Source organism: Comamonas sp. wu1-DMT, from assembly GCF_040187805.1.
In the GTDB taxonomy this organism is placed as follows: domain Bacteria; phylum Pseudomonadota; class Gammaproteobacteria; order Burkholderiales; family Burkholderiaceae_C; genus Comamonas; species Comamonas thiooxydans.
Genome location: NZ_JBANEM010000002.1, coordinates 379,081 through 396,876, shown reverse-complemented (window position 1 = coordinate 396,876; position 17,796 = coordinate 379,081). Strand labels below are relative to the sequence as shown.

Sequence of the window (17,796 nt, the reverse complement as noted above, 5' to 3'; positions counted from 1 at the left end):
GGCGCCGTTGGGCGCCTTTTTTGCATCCGACGATGCGCTGGTAATGCTTCCATGACTGCTTTTGACGCTGTGCTTTTCGACTGTGATGGTGTGCTGGTGGACAGCGAATCCATCACCAATCGTGTGCTGTGCTCCATGCTCAACGAATCCGGCTGGGCCATCAGCCAGGAGCAGTGCACGCGCGACTTCATCGGCAAGACGGTGCGCAGCCAGGCGGCCGTGATCGAGGCCCATACCGGCAAGCCGCTGACCGATGCCTGGATGGCCGAGTTCTACGAGCGCCGCAATGCCGCCCTGCGTGCCGAGCTGGTGGCCATCGATGGCGCGCTGGAAGCGGTCAGGCGGATTCATGCGCTGTGCAACGGTCGCATTGCCTGCGCCTCGGGGGCGGACCGTGCCAAGGTGGAGATGCAGCTCGCCAAGGTGGGCATGGCGCCCTATTTCGAAGGTCATGTCTACAGCGGCCATGAAATGCCGCGCAGCAAGCCCTTCCCCGATGTGTATCTGGCAGCGGCCGAAGCGCTGAAGGCCGATCCTGCCAAGTGCCTGGTGATCGAGGACACCATGACCGGCGTGCAGGCCGGCGTGGCCGCCGGTGCCACCGTCTGGGGCTATTTCCCGGCCGATCAGGGTCATGCCTCGGCAGAACAACTGCTCGAGGCTGGCGCAGCCTGCGTGTTCGGCGACATGGGCGATCTGCCCGCCATGTTCGAGGCCGTGCGCAGGAGTGCCGCAAGCGCCTCGGTTGGCGAAGAGGACGAGCACGACCTGCGCTAAAGCGCGCTCAGTCCCAGATCGACAGCGCCTCGCGCAGCCGTTTCACTGGCTGATCGTCGATCACGCTGTTGTGCAGCAGGATCACGCGCCGTACGGGCCAGCTTTCGACCCGCTTCACCCAGCTGCGCACGGCGGCCCTGTCCCTGACCAGCAGGCGCACGGTGCGCGGCACGGTCAGGCGCTCATGTCCGCCCGTCAGACCCAGATACATGCGTACCGGCAGGCTTAGCGGTCCCTGCCAGCATTGCAGCACGTCGGTGGCGATGAGGCTGCCGCTGGCCGGGTGGAACCACAGCGTCTCGTCGAGCATGGGAATGCCGTCCAGCCGCAGGCACTGCAGCTCGCCTGTCCAGGGTGCTTCGGAGTCCGGAGGCAAGGGCTCCAGCAGCGGCAGATCAGGTCGCTTGCGCAGCACGCCCTGTGTGCCATAGATCCTGGCCTGTGGATAAAGCCTGGCCAGCTTGCCCACGAACAAATGGTGCATGGCGCTGGGTGCGACTATGTGTTGCAGCGGTCCCAGGGCGTCGAGCGCAGCTTTCTGCCCGCCTGTCAGCGGCACTGCAGAGTGCGAGAACAGGCTGCCGTCGGCCAGCCGGATCACCGTCATGCGTGTGCTGACCTTCAGCCCTGCATTGCTGAAGTGATAGCTGAGTGCCCATACCCCATCAGCGATTGCCTGCCAGTTTTCTGAGGATTCCTGCATGGAGAGCTCCTTGCGTCAGGCGGCGCGCTGGCCGGCGGTTTTGCGGAATTCCGAAGGGGAGAGCCCTGTCCAGAGGCGAAAGGCGCGGATAAAGCTTTTGTCGTTGAGAAAGCCGCAGGCCTGGGCCACGCGCTTGATGGGGCGGCTGGTGCGCAGCAGCAGCGCAATCGCGCGTTCACGCCGGATATCGTCCTTGAGGGCCTGCAGCGAAATACCTTCTTCCTTGAGCTGGCGGTGCAGGCTGCGCTGTGACAGATGCAGCTGGCGGGACAGTGTTTCAGCCGTCTGCTGCTCCTCCCCGCTGGCGGCCAGCAGATGGCGCACGCGCTGCACCAGAGTCTTCTCGCGCTGGTAGGGGCGCACCTGGATCGGCAAGGCGCGCTGCAGCATCCGGTTGAGGGCCGCCTCGTCGCGCGCCAGCGGTGCCTGCAGCCAGCGTGCTTCAAACTGCAGACTGGCGACGGGGGCATCAAAAGCGATGCTGCCCGGTGCGAACAGCACCTTGTAGACATCGGCATGCGCGGGCTCGGAAAACGGAAAGCTGGCATGCAGCAGGCTGATCGGTTCGTTGATCAACCAGCTGGCAAAGCCGTGGATATTGCGCAGCACCGATACCATGCAGAACTCGCGCATGCTTTCCAGCGGGCGGCTTTCATGCAGGGTGAGGGTGGCAATGCCGGCCTGCTCGCTGAGCTGAAGCTGTATGTCCTGCGCAATCAGTCCGTGATGGCGGCACCAGCGCGCCAGCGCCAGGCCCAGTTGCGGTGCGCTGATGCTGGCGCGGGCCAGCATGCCGTAGCTGCCCCAGGGCAGGCGGCGCTCGAACCAGCCCAAGGCTTCATCGTCCAGCTCGCGCATGGCTGCGTCGGATAGAGCCTCCATCTGCAGGGCCGTGATGCGCTCATTGGCATCGTTAATCAGATCTGGCGGGATTTGTGCCTTTTCCAGAGCACCTAGCGCTGACATCTGCCTGGCTTCATAAGCGCGGACAATGGCTTTTACAAACGCCATGGGGGTAATTGCCGGGTGCGATTTGAGCACGGAGCTGGCATGGTGCGGTAGAGGAGTCTTGACCAGAGAGGGGGTGAGCATTTGGCAATTATTGCAACCTTTGTGACCTCTTCTGGACAGGGCTTGCCCTTATTCTGAGGTGCAGAAAACGGTGCTGAATGGACGCCGTGCAGCCAGTTCGCAGGTGGCTGCCGGCACGCAAGGAGACACAAGACCATGCCATCGCAAGTGAACGCGCTGACCGCCAGCTATGCCAAGGGGGGCACGGATGTGCCGCTGATCGAGCAGACGATTGGCGATTTTTTTTGCTGCAATGGCACAGCGCCAGGGCTCGCGTGACGCGCTGGTCAGCCGTCATCAGGGCCTGCGCTACAGCTATGCCCAGCTGCATATGGCTGCGCGCCAGCTGGCCAGTGCGCTGCTGTCGCAAGGGCTGGTCAAGGGCGACAGGGTGGGTATCTGGAGCCATAACAACGCCGAGTGGGTGCTGATGCAGCTGGCAACGGCGCAGGTGGGACTGGTGCTGGTCAATATCAACCCGGCCTACCGCACCTCTGAAGTCGAATACGCGCTCAATAAGGTGGGCTGCAAGGCGCTGGTGTCCATGCCGCGATTCAAGACCAGCGACTATCTGGGCATGCTGCGCGAGCTGGCGCCCGAGTTGGCGAGCTGCGCGCCAGGCCAGCTGCAATCCAAACGCCTGCCGGCCTTGCGCACCGTGGTGTGGATTGACGCAGCCGGCTCAGGTGCGGCCGGCCCAGGTGCGGCGGATCTGGACGCCGAACAGCCCGGCATGCTGCGCTTTTCGCAGTTGATGGCACAAGGAACCAGTGCGGATGAGCGCATTGATGCGATTGCGGCCACGCTCAGCAACCGCGACCCCATCAATATCCAGTTCACGAGCGGCACCACGGGCTTCCCCAAGGGCGCGACGCTGACGCACCGCAACATCCTCAACAATGGCTTTTTCATTGGTGAATGCATGCGCCTCACGCCCGAGGACCGACTGTGCATTCCCGTGCCCCTGTATCACTGCTTCGGCATGGTGCTGGGCAATCTGGCCTGCTTCACCCATGGCTCGACCATCGTCTATCCCAATGATGGCTTTGACCCCATCACCGTGCTGGAGGCAGTGCAGGCCGAGAAATGCACGGGTCTGCACGGCGTGCCCACCATGTTCATTGCCGAGCTCGACCATCCGCGCTTTGCCGAGTTCGATCTGTCCACTCTGCGCACCGGCATCATGGCCGGCTCGCCCTGTCCCATCGAGGTGATGAAGCGCGTGGTGCGCGACATGCATCTGAGCGAAATCACCATCGCCTACGGCATGACGGAAACCAGCCCCGTGAGCTGCCAGAGCGATGCCGACACGCCTCTGGAAAAGCGCGTGGCCACCGTGGGCAAGGTGCAGCCGCATCTGGAGGTGAAGATCGTGGACCCGTCCACGGGCGAGATCATGCCGCCGGGCCAGTCGGGCGAGCTGTGCACGCGTGGCTATTCCGTCATGCACGGTTACTGGGAAGACGAGGCCAGAACCCGCGAGGCCATCGATGCCGAGCAGTGGATGCACACCGGCGATCTGGCGACCATGGACGGCGAAGGCTATGTGAATATCGTGGGCCGCATCAAGGACATGGTGATCCGTGGCGGCGAGAACATCTACCCGCGTGAAATCGAGGAATTCCTCTATCGCCACCCCAAGGTGCAGGACGTGCAGGTGGTGGGCGTGCCCGATGTGCGCTATGGCGAGGAGCTCTGTGCCTGGATCATTGTCAAGCCCGGCCTGGAACTCGGCGAAGATGAGATCCGTGAGTTCTGCAAGGGGCAGATTGCGCACTACAAGGTGCCGCGCTATATCCGCTTTGTCCAGGCCTTCCCGATGACGGTGACGGGAAAGATCCAGAAGTTCAGGATTCGCGACGAGATGATCGAGTTGCTGGATCTGCGCGTGATCAAGACAGCCTGAATGCCATGTTGAACCATGCCTGCACCCCCTGCCAAAAGCCCCGCATCTGCGGGGCTTGGGAAGAGGCATGTTCAGTGCTGGTGGGCGCTGGTTTCGCTCTTGGGAAGGCCGGCGGCGCGGCGTGCGACAGCGAGGCGCTTGCGCATGGCGATTTCCTGCATGTCCAGCTCGCTGACCAGACTGCGCAGCGATTCGTCGTTGATGCGGTGGGCCTGTCTTTCGGCGTAGTAAAAGTCCCGCTCGGCATGAATGCACTCGATGCGGGTTTCGATCTCCATCACATAGCGCAGCTTGCGCTGGCGCACGACTTCGGGCGCTTCGCGCAGCAGTTCTATGCTTTGCGCGGCGCCGCTGCCGTCGTCCAGCAACTGGATGCGGTTGCGGTATTCCTGGGTCAGGTGGCCGTTGACCTCCTGGCGCATCGCCACCCATTCGGGGTCGCGGCGCAGCACTTCCTCCTCGCTCAGCGTGAGCTTGGCCATGGCCGCCATGCAGGCCTGTTCGCGGGCCAGGCGCTCCTCACGCACGGTGGGCGACTCTTCGTGCGGGGGCAGATGGCGCAGCACGATGGGAAGGCCCACGGCGCCGATCACCAGCGTGAACAAAATCGTGCCGGTGGCGAGAAAGACCAGCATGTCGCGACCCGGGAAGGGCTGGCCATTGTTCAGCAGCATGGGCACGGACAGCGCGCCGGCCAGCGTGACCGCACCGCGAATGCCGGCCAGCGTGGTGGCCAGATTCAGCAGTGGCGAGGGACGCTCGGACATCTTGCCCTGCCGGTGGGCGCGCAGCAGCGAGCCATGCACACCCAGCACCAGCCAGATCCAGCGCATCAGCAGCAGCGCAAACGAAATCGCGGCCACATAGCCGACCAGAATCCACCAGTCATGGCCGGCCTGATGCAGCGGCACGCCGATGATGGAGGGCAGCTGCAGGCCCAGCAGCAGGAAGATGGCGCCGTTGAAGGCGGCCTCCACCATGCTCCAGGTGCCTTCGGTCTGCAGGCGTTCGCTGATATAGCTGCTGCGCTCCAGGTCGGCGAAATTGGTGGCGATGCCTGCGGCCACGGCAGCCAGAATGCCGGAGACACCGATCTTCTCACCCACGATATAGGCGGCAAAAGGCAGCAGCACCAGCAGCAGCACCATCTGCGTGGCTGCGACATCGCCCAGGCGGCGCGTGATGGTGCCGCGCGCATGGCTGAAACCCCAGCCTATCAGCGTACCCACAACCAGGCCGCCGACGGCCATCCAGGTGAATTCCTTGGCGACTTCGCCCCAGGAGAACATGCCGGTCAGCGTGGCTGCAATCGCAAACTTCAGCGCCACAAGGCCCGATGCGTCATTGAGCAGCGACTCGCCCTCCAGCACATGCATGGTCTTCTCGGGCATGCCCAGATTGCGCGTGATGGCCGAAACGGCCACGGCATCGGTGGGCGAGATCACGGCGGCCAGGGCAAAGGCCACGGTCAGCGGAATCTCGGGAATCATCCAGTGGATGAGATAGCCCAGGCCCAGCACGGTGAACAGAACCAGGCCCAGGGCCAGCAGCAAAATGGGTTTGGCCAGTGCGAAGAATTCACGCTTGGGGATGCGCCAGCCGTCGGCGAACAGCAGCGGCGGAATGAAGAGCAGCAGGAACAGCTCGGGGTCGAACGCGATGTGCAGGCCGGCTTGCGGCCAGGCAATCAGCGCACCCAGTGCGATTTGAATCAGAGGCAGGGGGATGGCCCGGATATAGCGGGCCACAATGCCTGTCAGCGCTCCCAGCAGCAAGACAAGCAGAACAGTTTCAACAGCGTGCATAAGGCATTTTCTTCAACTGCAGTGGCAGCGCTGTGTCTGAGCAAGAAAAAAAACCAAGTTCCCGTATCGGGCAAAGTAATCAAGACAAGAGGCAAGCGATGAGCATTCTGGGCACACAACTGAATCCGCGTTCGGCAGATTTCCTGGCCAACGCCGCTGCCATGCAGGCGCTGGTTAATGAGCTGCATGCACGCTGCGATCAGAACGCGCTGGGCGGCAATGAAGCCGCGCGCGCCAAGCATGTGGCGCGCGGCAAGCTGTTGCCGCGCGAGCGCGTGCAGCGGCTGCTGGACCCCGGCACGCCATTTCTGGAGCTGTCGCCGTTGGCCGCGCTCAATATGTATAACAACGATGCGCCGGGCGCCGGCGTGATTGTCGGCGTGGGTCGCGTCAGCGGCGTGGACTGCATGATCGTCTGCAACGACGCCACCGTGAAGGGCGGAACCTACTACCCGATGACGGTGAAAAAGCATCTGCGCGCGCAGGAAGTGGCCGCGCAGAACCGTCTGCCCTGCATCTATCTGGTCGATTCGGGCGGTGCCAATCTGCCCAATCAGGATGAGGTTTTCCCCGACCGCGAGCACTTCGGCCGCATCTTCTACAACCAGGCCAATATGAGCGCTCAGGGCATCGCCCAGATCGCCGTGGTCATGGGTTCGTGCACGGCAGGCGGCGCCTATGTGCCGGCCATGAGTGACGAGTCCATCATCGTCAAGAACCAGGGCACCATCTTTCTGGGCGGCCCTCCTCTGGTCAAGGCCGCCACCGGCGAGGTGGTCAGTGCCGAGGACCTGGGCGGCGGCGATGTGCACACGCGCCTGTCGGGCGTGGCCGACCATCTGGCCGAGAACGATCTGCATGCACTGGCGCTGGCACGCCAGGCAGTGGCAAACCTGAACAAGGACAAGCCCCAGTCGCAGACCGACCATGCGCCTGCGGCGCCGCTGTTCGAGAGCGAAGAGCTGTATGGCGTGATTCCCGTCGATACGCGCAAGCCCTTCGATGTGCGCGAGATCATCGCCCGTATCGTGGACGGCAGCCAGTTCGACGAGTTCAAGGCCCGCTTCGGCAACACCCTGGTCTGCGGCTTTGCGCGCATCGAGGGCATGCAGGTCGGCATCATCGCCAACAACGGCATTCTGTTTTCCGAGTCGGCCGTCAAGGGGGCACACTTCATCGAGCTGTGCTGCCAGCGCAAGGTGCCACTGGTGTTCCTGCAGAACATCACGGGCTTTATGGTCGGCCGTAAATACGAAAACGAAGGCATTGCCCGTCATGGCGCCAAGCTGGTCACGGCCGTGGCCACGGCTGCGGTGCCCAAGTTCACCATCATCATCGGCGGCAGCTTTGGCGCGGGCAATTACGGCATGTGCGGCCGCGCCTATTCGCCCCGTTTTCTCTGGATGTGGCCCAACGCGCGCATCAGCGTCATGGGCGGCGAGCAGGCGGCCAGCGTGCTCGCCACCGTCAAGCGCGACGGCATCGAAGCCAAGGGCGGCAGCTGGAGTGCCGAAGAAGAGGAGCGCTTCAAGGCGCCCATTCGCCAGCAGTATGAAGACCAGGGCCATCCCTATTACGCCACGGCTCGTCTCTGGGACGACGGCGTGATCGATCCCGCCGACACGCGCCGCGTGCTGGCGCTGGGCCTGGCTGCCGCGCGCAATGCGCCGATTGAGGACACGCGCTTCGGCGTATTCCGCATGTAAGCGGCTAGAGGCTGCCAATCATGTCGCGTCGCCATTTCCTCACCTGCTTGCCGCCAGTCCTGCTGTCGGCAGCGCTGGCCATGCCCATGGTTGGCGCCGCCGAGCCAGCGGTGCAGCGCATGGACGCGCGCATTCCGGTCTGGGTGCCAGCGAGCGGCGATTCGCCTGCGCACAGCGCCGAGTTGACAGGCCATGTCTATCGTCCTCATGGGCAGGGTCCTTGGGGATTGATCGTGCTCAACCATGGCACACCCAGCGGCAAAGAGGCGCGCGAAACCATGCGCGATCGCTACGGCCCGCAGGCGCGCGCTCTGGCCGAGCTGGGCTATGTGGTGGTGACGGGCTTGCGCCGCGGCTATGGCGCATCGGACGGTCCTCTGGCCGACCGCTACGGCAGCTGCGATGACCCCGACTACGCCCATGCGGCCCAGGAGGCCGCGCGCGATGTGGCGGCCATCATGACTTACGGGCAAAAGCTGCCTTATGTCGATGGCTCGCATGTGCTGCTGCTGGGCAAGTCTGCCGGCGGCTTTGCGTCGCTGGCGCTGGCGGCGCAGCAGCCCGTGGGCTTGCGCGGCGTCGTCAACTTTGCCGGCGGCCGCGGTTCGCAGCCGCAGATGCGTGAGAAAGCCGCGGTTTGCGGCGAGGCGCAACTGCTCAAGACCGTGGCCGGCTTTGCCGCCACCAGCCGTGTGCCCCAGCTGTGGATTTATGCCGAAAACGATAGCTACTTTCGCCCGCCGCTGGTGCGCAAGATGGCTGAAAGCTATCTGGCCGCAGGCCAGAACCTGAAACTGGTGTTTGCTCCATCCAGCGGCGCTGAGGGACACCAGTTCTTTGACCGTGCAGCCAATATCGGGCAATGGTTGCCGCAGGTCCGTGAATTCCTGATGCAGCAGCTGCCGGGTACGGCGGCTGCGCAACTGCAACGCCCTAACTCACTGGGAGACAAGCCATGACTGCTTTGACTTTGACCGTGGATGGCGGCATCGCCCGCGTCACGCTGGCTCAGCCCGCCATTCGCAACGCCTTCAGCGATGCGGCGATTGCCGAGATCACCGCCGCCTTCCTTCAGGTCGGCGAGCGTGCCGATGTGCGCGCCGTGGTGCTGGCCGCCGAAGGACCCGCATTCTGCGCGGGCGCGGACCTGAACTGGATGCGCCGTATGGCCGATTACTCGCGCGACGAAAACCGCGTTGATGCGGGTCTGCTGGCCGAGATGCTGCGCGTCATCTACGAATGCCCCAAACCCACGATTGCGCGTGTGCAGGGCGATGTCTATGCGGGGGGCATGGGCCTGGTGGCCTGCTGCGATATGGCAGTGGCGGCCGATACGGCGGGCTTTTGTCTCAGCGAGGTCAAGATCGGTCTGATTCCCGCCACCATCAGCCCCTATGTGATCCGCGCCATGGGTGCCAGGGCTGCGCACCGCTACTTTCTCACGGGCGAGCGCTTTTCGGCGCAGGAGGCACATCGCATCGGCTATGTACATGAGGTGGTCGATGCCGACGGGCTGGACGCCGTGGTCGACGGCTGGCTCAAGCATTTGCTGAGCGCCGGCCCCGCAGCGGTGCGGGCCTGCAAGCGCCTGGTGCTGGACATGGCCGAGCGCGAGATCAGCGAGCAGCTGATTGCGGCGACTGTGGAGTCGATTGCCACCATCCGCGCCAGTAGCGAAGGCAAGGAAGGCGTGCAGGCCTTTCTCAACAAGCGCAAACCCAACTGGCTGCCCGGATGAGATGACAAACCTTGTGTCCGGGGCGCTTTAGAGTCCGGGCGAGACATAAGGAATGAACACCATGGATATCTGGCAAACCATCATCGACTGGCTGCACCGCATCGGCCTGCATATCGACCCCGAAACGGCCAGGGCCGTGGGCGATGCTGCTGGTCAGGTCGGAGATGTGGCTGCCAGGGCCGGGCAAGCCGTGGGGCAGATGGACATGGCCTCGATGCTTGCGCTGGCCGCGGCTCTGGGCTGGGCCAGCGGCTTTCGCCTCTATGCCGTGGTGTTTGTCGTGGGCCTGTTGGGTGCAAGTGGTTTGATGCCGCTGCCCGGCGGTCTGCATGTGCTGCAGCATCCCATGGTGCTGGTCATCAGCGGCGGTCTGCTGTTCGTGGAGTTCTTTGCCGACAAGATTCCCGTGGTCGATTCGGTCTGGGACCTGTTCCAGAGCGTGCTGCGCATTCCCGCCGGGGCGGCGCTGGCGGCCTCGGTCTTTGCTGCCGACAGCACCACCATGGCCATGGCTGCCGCCTTGATGGGCGGAGCGCTGGCCGCGACCAGCCAGGCCGCCAAGACCACCACGCGTGCCCTCATCAACACCTCGCCCGAACCGTTCTCCAACCTGGGAGCCAGTCTGGCTGAAGACACGGTGTCGCTGGGCGCCATCTGGCTGGCGCTGACCAATCCGCTGGTGTTTGCCGCCGTGCTGCTGGTCGTGGTGATTGCGATGTGGCTGGTGATCTGGGCGCTTTGGCGCTTTCTCAAGGCGATTTTTCGACGCCTGCGCGGCACTGGCGATGCGCAGGAACCATTGCAAAAAACATAGCTGCTTGCGTTTGATGGATATGCGCTGAGTGGTGATTTGACCGATAACCGGAGACGATATGTTCAAGAAAATTCTGATTGCGAATAGAGGTGAAATCGCCTGCCGCGTAGCCGCCACCGCCCGTCGCATGGGTGTGAAGACCGTGGCCGTGTATTCGGATGCCGATGCCAGGGCCAAGCATGTCGCGGCCTGCGACGAGGCCGTGCACATCGGCGGCAGTGCGCCCAAGGACAGCTATCTGAGCTGGGAGCGCATTCTGGAGGCCGCCCAGGCCACGGGTGCCGAAGCCATTCACCCCGGCTATGGCTTTCTCTCCGAGAACGAAGACTTTGCCAATGCCTGCGCGGCGGCTGGTCTGGTCTTCATCGGCCCGCCCGCCAGCGCGATTCGCGCCATGGGTCTCAAGGCCGAGTCCAAGCAGCTGATGGAAAAGGCCGGCGTGCCGCTGGTGCCCGGCTATCACGGTCACGACCAGAACCCCGAGCTGCTGCAACGCGAGGCCGACCGCATCGGCTATCCCGTGCTCATCAAGGCCAGCGCGGGTGGCGGCGGCAAGGGCATGCGTCTGGTGGAAAAGAGCGAGGACTTCGCGGCTTCGCTGGAGTCCTGCAAGCGCGAGGCCATCAACAGCTTCGGCAACGATGCCGTGCTGATCGAGAAATACGTGCTGCGTCCGCGCCATATCGAGATACAGGTGTTTGGCGATACACAAGGCAACTGCGTCTATCTGTTCGAGCGCGACTGCTCGGTGCAGCGCCGCCACCAGAAGGTGCTTGAGGAAGCGCCGGCGCCCGGCATGACTGCCGCGCTGCGCCAGAAGATGGGCGAGGCCGCCGTGGCCGCCGCCAAGGCCGTGAACTATGTAGGCGCGGGCACGGTGGAGTTCATCGTCGAGCAGCCCGGCGGCTACGACCAGCCCGAAGCCATGAAGTTCTACTTCATGGAAATGAACACTCGGCTGCAGGTGGAGCACCCCGTGACCGAAGCCATCACGGGCGAGGACCTGGTGCGGTGGCAGCTGCTGGTGGCTTCGGGACAGCCTTTGCCCAAGGCACAGTCGGAGCTTCGTATCCTGGGGCATGCCATCGAGGCACGCATCTGCGCCGAGAACCCCGAGAACAACTTCCTGCCCGCCACCGGTCATCTGGCCGTCTATCGCAAGCCAGAATGCAGCAGCTTCGAGATCAGCGATGTGCGCGTGGACGACGGCGTGCGCGAGGGCGACGCGATCAGCCCCTTCTACGACTCCATGATCGCCAAGCTCATCGTCCATGGCGAGGACCGTGCCCAGGCGCTGGCGCGTCTGGACGCGGCACTGGCCCAGACCCACATCGTGGGCCTGACGACCAATGTGCAGTTTCTGCGCCAGGTGGTGAAGAGCCAGGCTTTCTCCAATGCCTTGCTCGATACCGCGCTGATCGAGCGCGAGCGCGAGGCCTTGTTCGGCAAGGATTTCGTGGGCCGCGACCTGGCCGTCGCCGCCGCCATGGCCTGGCAGCTGCAGGGCGAGCAGGCCGCGCAAGGCGCAGACCCCTTCAGCCGCCGCGACGGCTGGCGCATGTCGGGCCGCTATGTGCGCTCCTTCGGCTTTGCCTACCGCGGCGAGGACTTCACGGCCGGCCTGGCCTACGGCCGCGGCACGCAGGCGGCGCAGACCTATCAGCTCGGCATTGGCGAGGGCGAGAGCCGCAGCGATGGCACGCTGCAGTGGCGCGCACTGGCCGACGGGCGGCTGGAGCTGGGCCTGGACGGCAAGCGCACGGTGGTCGTGGTCCATGCCCAGGGCGATCAGCTGTCCATCTTCACCGAAGCGGGCAGCACCCAGATCACCGTGGTCGACCAACTGGCCCATGCGGGCGACACCGGCCATGAAGGCGGCCGCCTGACGGCACCCATGCCCGGCAAGGTGGTGTCCTTCACCGTCAAGGCCGGCGACAAGGTCAGCAAGGGCCAGCCGCTTGCCGTGATGGAGGCCATGAAGATGGAGCACACGATTGCCGCCCCCGGCGATGGCGTGGTGCTGGAGCTGCTGTATGTGCCTGGCGACCAGGTCAGCGAAGGCGCCGAGCTGCTGCGCATCGAGGTGGCCGCCTGATCCGGCCAGGGTTGAACTGTTTAACAAAAAGAGCAGCTTGCGCTGGACTATCCATGAAGTCAGTCACTTTCAATGATGAAATCAAGACAGGTAAAGCGCAGGAAGCTTCTTTTTTGATGGCGGTCCATTGGCCATCTGCGTCTGCAGCAGGAATGCCAAAGCGTTAGGCTTCGCATCTATGAAAGTCTTATTTTGCTGTGACGATACGCGGCCGGAACCCTGGCTCAAAGGTTTGCATGACGCGCTGCCGGGCGCGGAGATTGCCATCTGGGAGCCGGGCGCGCCCCAGGCCGACTATGCACTGGTCTGGGCGCCGCCCCAGCAGTTTCTTGACGAGCAGGCGGCCGGCCTGAAGGCCATGTTCAACATCGGCGCGGGCGTGGATGCGCTGCTGCCGCTGCGCATTCCCGCCGAGCTGCCCGTCTACCGCCTCGAAGATGCGGGCATGGCCGTGCAGATGGCCGAGTATGTGGCCCAGGCCGTGATCCGCTTCTTCCGTGGCCTCGATCAGTATGAGGCCGATATGGCGCAAGGCCTGTGGCAGCATCAGCGCAACCCCAGGCGTGTGGACTATCCCGTGGGCGTGATGGGCCTGGGCAAGATGGGCGAGCGCGTGGCCAGGGCGCTGACGGTGTTCGATTTCAAGGTCAATGGCTGGAGCCGCTCGCCGCGCGAGCTGCAGGGCGTCGAATGCTTCAGCGGCATGGACAGCCTGGACCGCTTTCTGTCCGAGACGCGCATTCTGGTCAATCTGCTGCCCCTGCACGACGAGACCCGCGACATCATCAATGCCCGCACGCTGGCGCTGCTGCAGCCCGGGGCCTATGTGATCAATGTGGGGCGCGGCGGCCATGTGGTCGATGCCGACCTGATTGCGCAGATCGAGTCCGGCCATGTCATCGGCGCCATGCTGGATGTGTTCCGAGAGGAGCCGCTGCCCGAGAATCACCCGTTCTGGAAGCAGTCCAGAATCATCCTCACCCCCCATACCTCGGCCCGCACGCTGGCGGCGGACAGCATTGCTCAGATCGTGGGCAAGGTCGCCGCCATGAGCCGGGGCGAGCCCGTCACAGGTCGCGTCGACCTTGGCAAGGGCTATTGATACCAAGGAGACAAGAATGAAGTACCCCGCACGCGTCAAGATCATCGATGTGGGCCCGCGCGACGGCCTGCAAAACGAAAAGCAGCCTGTGCCTGCTGCGGTCAAGATCGAGCTGGTGCAGCGCCTGCAGGACGCCGGCCTCAAGGAGATCGAGGTCACCAGCTATGTGTCGCCCAAATGGGTGCCGCAGATGGCGGACAACGCCGAAGTCATGGCTGGAATAGCGCGCCGAGGCGGGGTGCTGTATTCGGTGCTCACGCCGAATCTCAAGGGCTTCGAGGCCGCGCTGGCCGGCAAGCCCGACGAGATCGTGGTGTTCGGTGCGGCCAGCGAGGCTTTCAGCCAGCGCAACATCAACTGCTCGATTGCCGAGAGCATAGAGCGCTTTGCGCCTGTGGTGCAGGCGGCCCTGGAGGCCGGCATTGCCGTGCGCGGCGCCATGAGCTGTACCGTGGGCTGCCCTTATGAAGGCGAGATCGCGCCCGAGAAGGTGGGCTATCTGGCCGGGCTCATGAAGAATATCGGCGTGCAGCGTGTGGACGTGGCCGACACCATTGGCGTGGGCACGCCCGTCAAGGTGCAGAAGGCGCTGGAGGCCACGCTGGCGCACTTCGATATCGACCAGGTGTCCGGCCATTTCCACGATACCTATGGCCAGGCCCTGAGCAACACGCTGGCGGCGCTGGATCTGGGGGTCTGGAACTTCCAGTCCTCGGTCGCAGGCCTTGGCGGCTGTCCCTATGCCAAGGGCGCGACGGGCAATGTGGCCACCGAAGACGTGGTCTATCTGCTGCAGGGCATGGGCATAGAGACCGGCATCGACCTCGACAAGCTGATCGATGCGGGCCAGTTCATCAGCGAGCACCTGGGTCGCCCCACGCAGTCGCGCGTGGCCAAGGCCTTGCTGACCAAGCGCGCGGGCTGAATCTCGACTCGGCCCGGGCAGGCATGGGCGTTGTTACCATCGCCGCCATGCAAGCAAGATCACGTTTTTCACTGGCCCTTTGTCTGGCGGCAGCTGCCCTGCTGGGCGGCTGCGCCGGCATGGATGCCCAGGAGTGCAGGGACACGGACTGGGCCTATCTGGGCCAGCTCGATGCCATGGACGGCAGGCTGGACCTGTCCACCCGCGCCAGACGCCACTTCAAGGCCTGCAAGGACCAGGGCGTACAGATGGATGCGCGGGCCTATCAGCAGGGCTGGCTGCGCGGCCTGCAGGATTTCTGCACTCCCGACAGCGGCAAGGCTTATGCGGAAGCCGGCCGCAAGTTCCAGCCGGGCTATTGCCCGGCGCCGCTGGAGGCCGCGTTTTTGCAAGGCTATGCGCCGGCGCGCGAGCGCTATCAGGACAGGCAGTCGGTGCTTGAGCTGGAGCGCCGCATCGAGGCCAAGAAAAAAGAGCTGCGCGAGGCGCGTGACGCCAAGAACAGTGCCGGACATATCGCCTATGTCCAGAAAGACCTGCGTGATTTGCAACTGGAGCTGGTGCAGCTCAGGCTCAAGCTGGCACAGTAGGGGCCGTGACGCTGCCGGATGGCGGCGCGATTTTCAGGAAAACATCATGTGTGGGTCAGAACTTCATGCGCTGCCGGAAGGCGTGCAGCGCGTCAGCCGCTTTTTGCAGGATGCCGGTCATCCGCATGCGCCGCAGATGCTGGACGGCGCGGCGCGTACCGCCCAGGAGGCAGCCGATCAGCTCAGCATTCTGGTCGGGCAGGTGGCCAAGAGCATCATCTTCAAGCGCAGGAGCGATGGCGCGGCCGTGCTGGTCGTGGCCTCGGGCGACAGGCGTGTCGATGAAAAGAAAGTGACGCAGTTGGTGGGCAAGGTCGGTCGCGCCGATGCGGATTTCGTCAAGTCCAGCACCGGCTTCTCGATTGGCGGCGTCAGCCCCGTGGCCCATGCAACCAAGGTAGTGACCTTGATGGATGCCGAGTTGCAGCGCTTCGAGACGGTGTGGGCCGCAGCAGGCCATCCGCACGGCGTGTTTCCCGCATCGCCTGCGCAGCTGCAGGCTCTTACTGCCGCCCCCTGGTCGGATGTGGTGGAGCAGGCATGAGTACCGAACTTCTTCAGGAACAGCAGGCCCAGCAGGCTCAGCAACTGGCACAACTTGCCGCCAAGGCCGAAGTGGCCCTGGTCTGGGCCGAGGCCGACCAGCCCGTGGCTTCGCCCTGCATCAACGTCTGCCGCATGACGGCGGACCGCAGCCATTGCCAGGGCTGCTTCAGAACCATTGACGAGATTCGCGCCTGGTCCAAGGGCGATGCCGAGCTGCGCCTGGAGATCTGGGGTCGGCTGCTGCAGCGCGCCGGCCTCGAGGACCCGCGCCATGCCGAGATCTGATCGCCCTTGGAGGAGAGCCGACATGAAGCACATCACTTGTTATCTGGACTTTGTGTCGCCCTATGCATGGCTGGCGCTGGAGCAGATGCCCAAGGCGCTGCAAGGGCTCAGCTATCACGTTGATTACCGCCCGGTGCTGCTGGGTGCCTTGCTGCAAGGCAATGCCAACCCCGGACCGGCCGGTATTCCTGCAAAGCGCACCTGGACCTACCGCCATGTCACATGGCTTGGCCGGTCGCTGGGCATACCTCTGCAGATGCCGGCCCGGCATCCGTTCAAGCCGCTGCCGCTGCTGCGGCTGGCGCTGGCCCATGGGCGTGACGGCAGCATCAACCGCTTTGTGGCGCAGGCCGTGATGCAGCATGTCTGGCAGGGTGGCCAGGAGGCCAATGATGCGCAGCGCCTGCAGCAGTTGCGCGAGCAGCTGAAGGAGCAGCTGCGCCAGGAAGAGGACAGTGCCGAGGTCAAGCAATGGCTGCGCAGCAATACGGAGCAGGCGCAGCAGGCCGGCGTGTTCGGCGTGCCAGCCTGGGTCGTGGACGGCCATGTATTCTGGGGCCTGGATGCCTTGCCCATGTTGCAGGCCTATCTGCGTGGCGATGAGTGGTTTGCGCAGCAGTGGGAGGCCGCAGCTGGCGTGTCCTGGGGGCTGGAGTAGGGCGGCAGGTACGGGCCGGAGCCGGGATCGACACGCAGGACGGTGCTTTCTCTCTGGCATCGGCCATGGCGCCTAGGCGACGCCGGGCGTGGCGGGCCTTGCATAAGCTGGTGCGGTTTTCAAGACCATCAAGGAGACCGCACCATGGATACCCTGCAGATGTTTTCGCTCAAGGGCCGCACGGCTCTTGTCACCGGTGGTTCGCGCGGTATCGGCCGCATGATCGCCGAAGGCTTTGTGCGCCAGGGCGCGCGCGTGTACATCTCGGCGCGCAAGGCCGAGGCCTGCGACCAGACGGCGCGCGAGCTGTCGGAGCTGGGCCACTGCGTTTCGCTGCCCGCCGACGTGTCCACCATGGACGGCGTGAAGTCGCTGGTCGATGCTTATGCGGCGCACGAAGACCAGCTGGGCATCCTCGTCAACAACGCGGGCGCGGCCTGGGGCGCGCCCTATGACGAATTTCCCGAAAGCGGCTGGGACAAGGTCGTGGACCTGAACATGAAGTCGCCCTTCTTCCTGACCCAGGCGCTCACGCCCATGCTGCGCAAGTCGGCCGCGGGCGCGCAGCTGGCCAAGGTCATCAACATCGCCTCCATCGACGGCATCTCGGTCAACTCCTGGGAGACCTACTCCTACGCGGCCAGCAAGGCCGGCCTGATCCATCTGACCAAGCGCATGGCTCTGCGCCTGGCGCCCGAGCGCATCGTGGTCAGCGCCATCGCGCCCGGCCCGTTCGCCTCGGAGATGAACAAGAACGCGCGCGACCATGCGGACGAGGCCGCGGGGCGCGTGCCCCTGGGCCGCATCGGCGAGCCCGAGGATATGGCTGGCGCCGCCATCTTCCTGGCCTCGCGCGCCGGCGACTATGTGGTGGGCTCCACCCTGGTCGTGGATGGCGGTTGCGCCTGGGCGCGCTGAGCTCACCCGAGCGCAGTCATTGCATAAAAAGATAGCTTCTGCCGCTTTATGGATAAGTAATTCAGATGCAAAAGTATCTGAGTTTCAATTTCAATAAGCGAGAAAAGCTATTGTTTTTTGAACCTTCATTCCGACAAAAATGAATCCTTTCGGGGGC

16 protein-coding genes and 1 pseudogene are annotated in these 17,796 nt (G+C 64.1%); 14 read left to right on the top strand and 3 right to left on the bottom strand.

Translation table 11 applies throughout. The features are described from left to right. Positions 1-51 precede the first annotated feature (51 nt). Entirely contained in the window at positions 52-777 is a 726-nt protein-coding gene (locus tag V8Z78_RS05870; RefSeq protein ID WP_046460952.1) for an HAD family hydrolase, read from the top strand. 7 nt (positions 778-784) lie between these two features. Here the strand turns inward: V8Z78_RS05870 and V8Z78_RS05865 are convergent, their stop codons facing one another. After that, positions 785-1,480 (bottom strand): DUF4336 domain-containing protein, encoded by a 696-nt coding sequence (locus tag V8Z78_RS05865; protein ID WP_046460953.1) that lies wholly within the window; start codon positions 1,478-1,480, stop codon positions 785-787. Positions 1,481-1,495: 15 nt separating this feature from the next. Next, positions 1,496-2,572 carry an AraC family transcriptional regulator gene (locus V8Z78_RS05860; protein WP_003061648.1) on the bottom strand — a complete coding sequence of 359 codons (1,077 nt, stop codon included), beginning with the start codon at positions 2,570-2,572 and terminating at the stop codon, positions 1,496-1,498. Positions 2,573-2,707: 135 nt separating this feature from the next. Here V8Z78_RS05860 and V8Z78_RS05855 point away from each other — a divergent pair. After that, a pseudogene (locus V8Z78_RS05855) lies at positions 2,708-4,457 on the top strand (AMP-binding protein). 71 nt (positions 4,458-4,528) lie between these two features. Here V8Z78_RS05855 and V8Z78_RS05850 read toward each other — a convergent pair. Continuing rightward, positions 4,529-6,262 carry a Na+/H+ antiporter gene (locus V8Z78_RS05850; RefSeq protein WP_349731061.1) on the bottom strand — a complete coding sequence of 578 codons (1,734 nt, stop codon included), beginning with the start codon at positions 6,260-6,262 and terminating at the stop codon, positions 4,529-4,531. Between the two features lie 98 nt (positions 6,263-6,360). Here V8Z78_RS05850 and V8Z78_RS05845 point away from each other — a divergent pair, with 98 nt between their 5' ends. From V8Z78_RS05845 to V8Z78_RS05790, 12 genes are all read left to right on the top strand, one after another. Then, positions 6,361-7,968 carry a carboxyl transferase domain-containing protein gene (locus V8Z78_RS05845; RefSeq protein ID WP_039049467.1) on the top strand — a complete coding sequence of 536 codons (1,608 nt, stop codon included), beginning with the start codon at positions 6,361-6,363 and terminating at the stop codon, positions 7,966-7,968. 20 nt (positions 7,969-7,988) lie between these two features. After that, on the top strand, positions 7,989-8,927 hold the full coding sequence (locus V8Z78_RS05840; RefSeq protein WP_349731060.1) for an alpha/beta hydrolase family protein: 939 nt from the start codon (positions 7,989-7,991) through the stop codon (positions 8,925-8,927). Continuing rightward, positions 8,924-9,706: an enoyl-CoA hydratase/isomerase family protein gene (locus V8Z78_RS05835; protein WP_003059063.1), complete on the top strand. Its 783-nt coding sequence runs from the start codon at positions 8,924-8,926 to the stop codon at positions 9,704-9,706. The genes V8Z78_RS05840 and V8Z78_RS05835 overlap by 4 nt, the downstream gene beginning before the upstream one ends. A gap of 61 nt (positions 9,707-9,767) precedes the next feature. Beyond that, the gene (locus V8Z78_RS05830) at positions 9,768-10,520 is read left to right on the top strand and encodes a DUF4126 domain-containing protein (RefSeq protein WP_057091455.1); all 753 of its coding nucleotides are present in this window, start codon (positions 9,768-9,770) and stop codon (positions 10,518-10,520) included. Positions 10,521-10,578: 58 nt separating this feature from the next. Beyond that, the gene (locus V8Z78_RS05825; RefSeq protein WP_349731059.1) at positions 10,579-12,615 is read left to right on the top strand and encodes an acetyl/propionyl/methylcrotonyl-CoA carboxylase subunit alpha; all 2,037 of its coding nucleotides are present in this window, start codon (positions 10,579-10,581) and stop codon (positions 12,613-12,615) included. A gap of 178 nt (positions 12,616-12,793) precedes the next feature. Then, positions 12,794-13,717, top strand: coding sequence for a 2-hydroxyacid dehydrogenase (locus tag V8Z78_RS05820; protein WP_349731058.1), 924 nt, complete (start codon positions 12,794-12,796; stop codon positions 13,715-13,717). Between the two features lie 16 nt (positions 13,718-13,733). Continuing rightward, complete coding sequence (locus V8Z78_RS05815; protein WP_349731057.1) at positions 13,734-14,642, top strand: hydroxymethylglutaryl-CoA lyase; 909 nt, start codon at positions 13,734-13,736, stop codon at positions 14,640-14,642. Between the two features lie 47 nt (positions 14,643-14,689). Next, positions 14,690-15,232 carry a DUF2799 domain-containing protein gene (locus tag V8Z78_RS05810; protein WP_229227965.1) on the top strand — a complete coding sequence of 181 codons (543 nt, stop codon included), beginning with the start codon at positions 14,690-14,692 and terminating at the stop codon, positions 15,230-15,232. A gap of 46 nt (positions 15,233-15,278) precedes the next feature. After that, positions 15,279-15,776 carry a YbaK/EbsC family protein gene (locus V8Z78_RS05805; RefSeq protein WP_003061666.1) on the top strand — a complete coding sequence of 166 codons (498 nt, stop codon included), beginning with the start codon at positions 15,279-15,281 and terminating at the stop codon, positions 15,774-15,776. Next, positions 15,773-16,063, top strand: a complete 291-nt coding sequence (locus V8Z78_RS05800; RefSeq protein ID WP_057091459.1) for a DUF1289 domain-containing protein — start codon at positions 15,773-15,775, stop codon at positions 16,061-16,063. The genes V8Z78_RS05805 and V8Z78_RS05800 overlap by 4 nt, the downstream gene beginning before the upstream one ends. A 22-nt stretch (positions 16,064-16,085) precedes the next feature. Continuing rightward, positions 16,086-16,721 (top strand): 2-hydroxychromene-2-carboxylate isomerase, encoded by a 636-nt coding sequence (locus V8Z78_RS05795; protein WP_349731056.1) that lies wholly within the window; start codon positions 16,086-16,088, stop codon positions 16,719-16,721. 144 nt (positions 16,722-16,865) lie between these two features. Beyond that, on the top strand, positions 16,866-17,639 hold the full coding sequence (locus tag V8Z78_RS05790) for an SDR family oxidoreductase (RefSeq protein WP_179625457.1): 774 nt from the start codon (positions 16,866-16,868) through the stop codon (positions 17,637-17,639). The last annotated feature ends 157 nt before the right edge of the window (positions 17,640-17,796 follow it).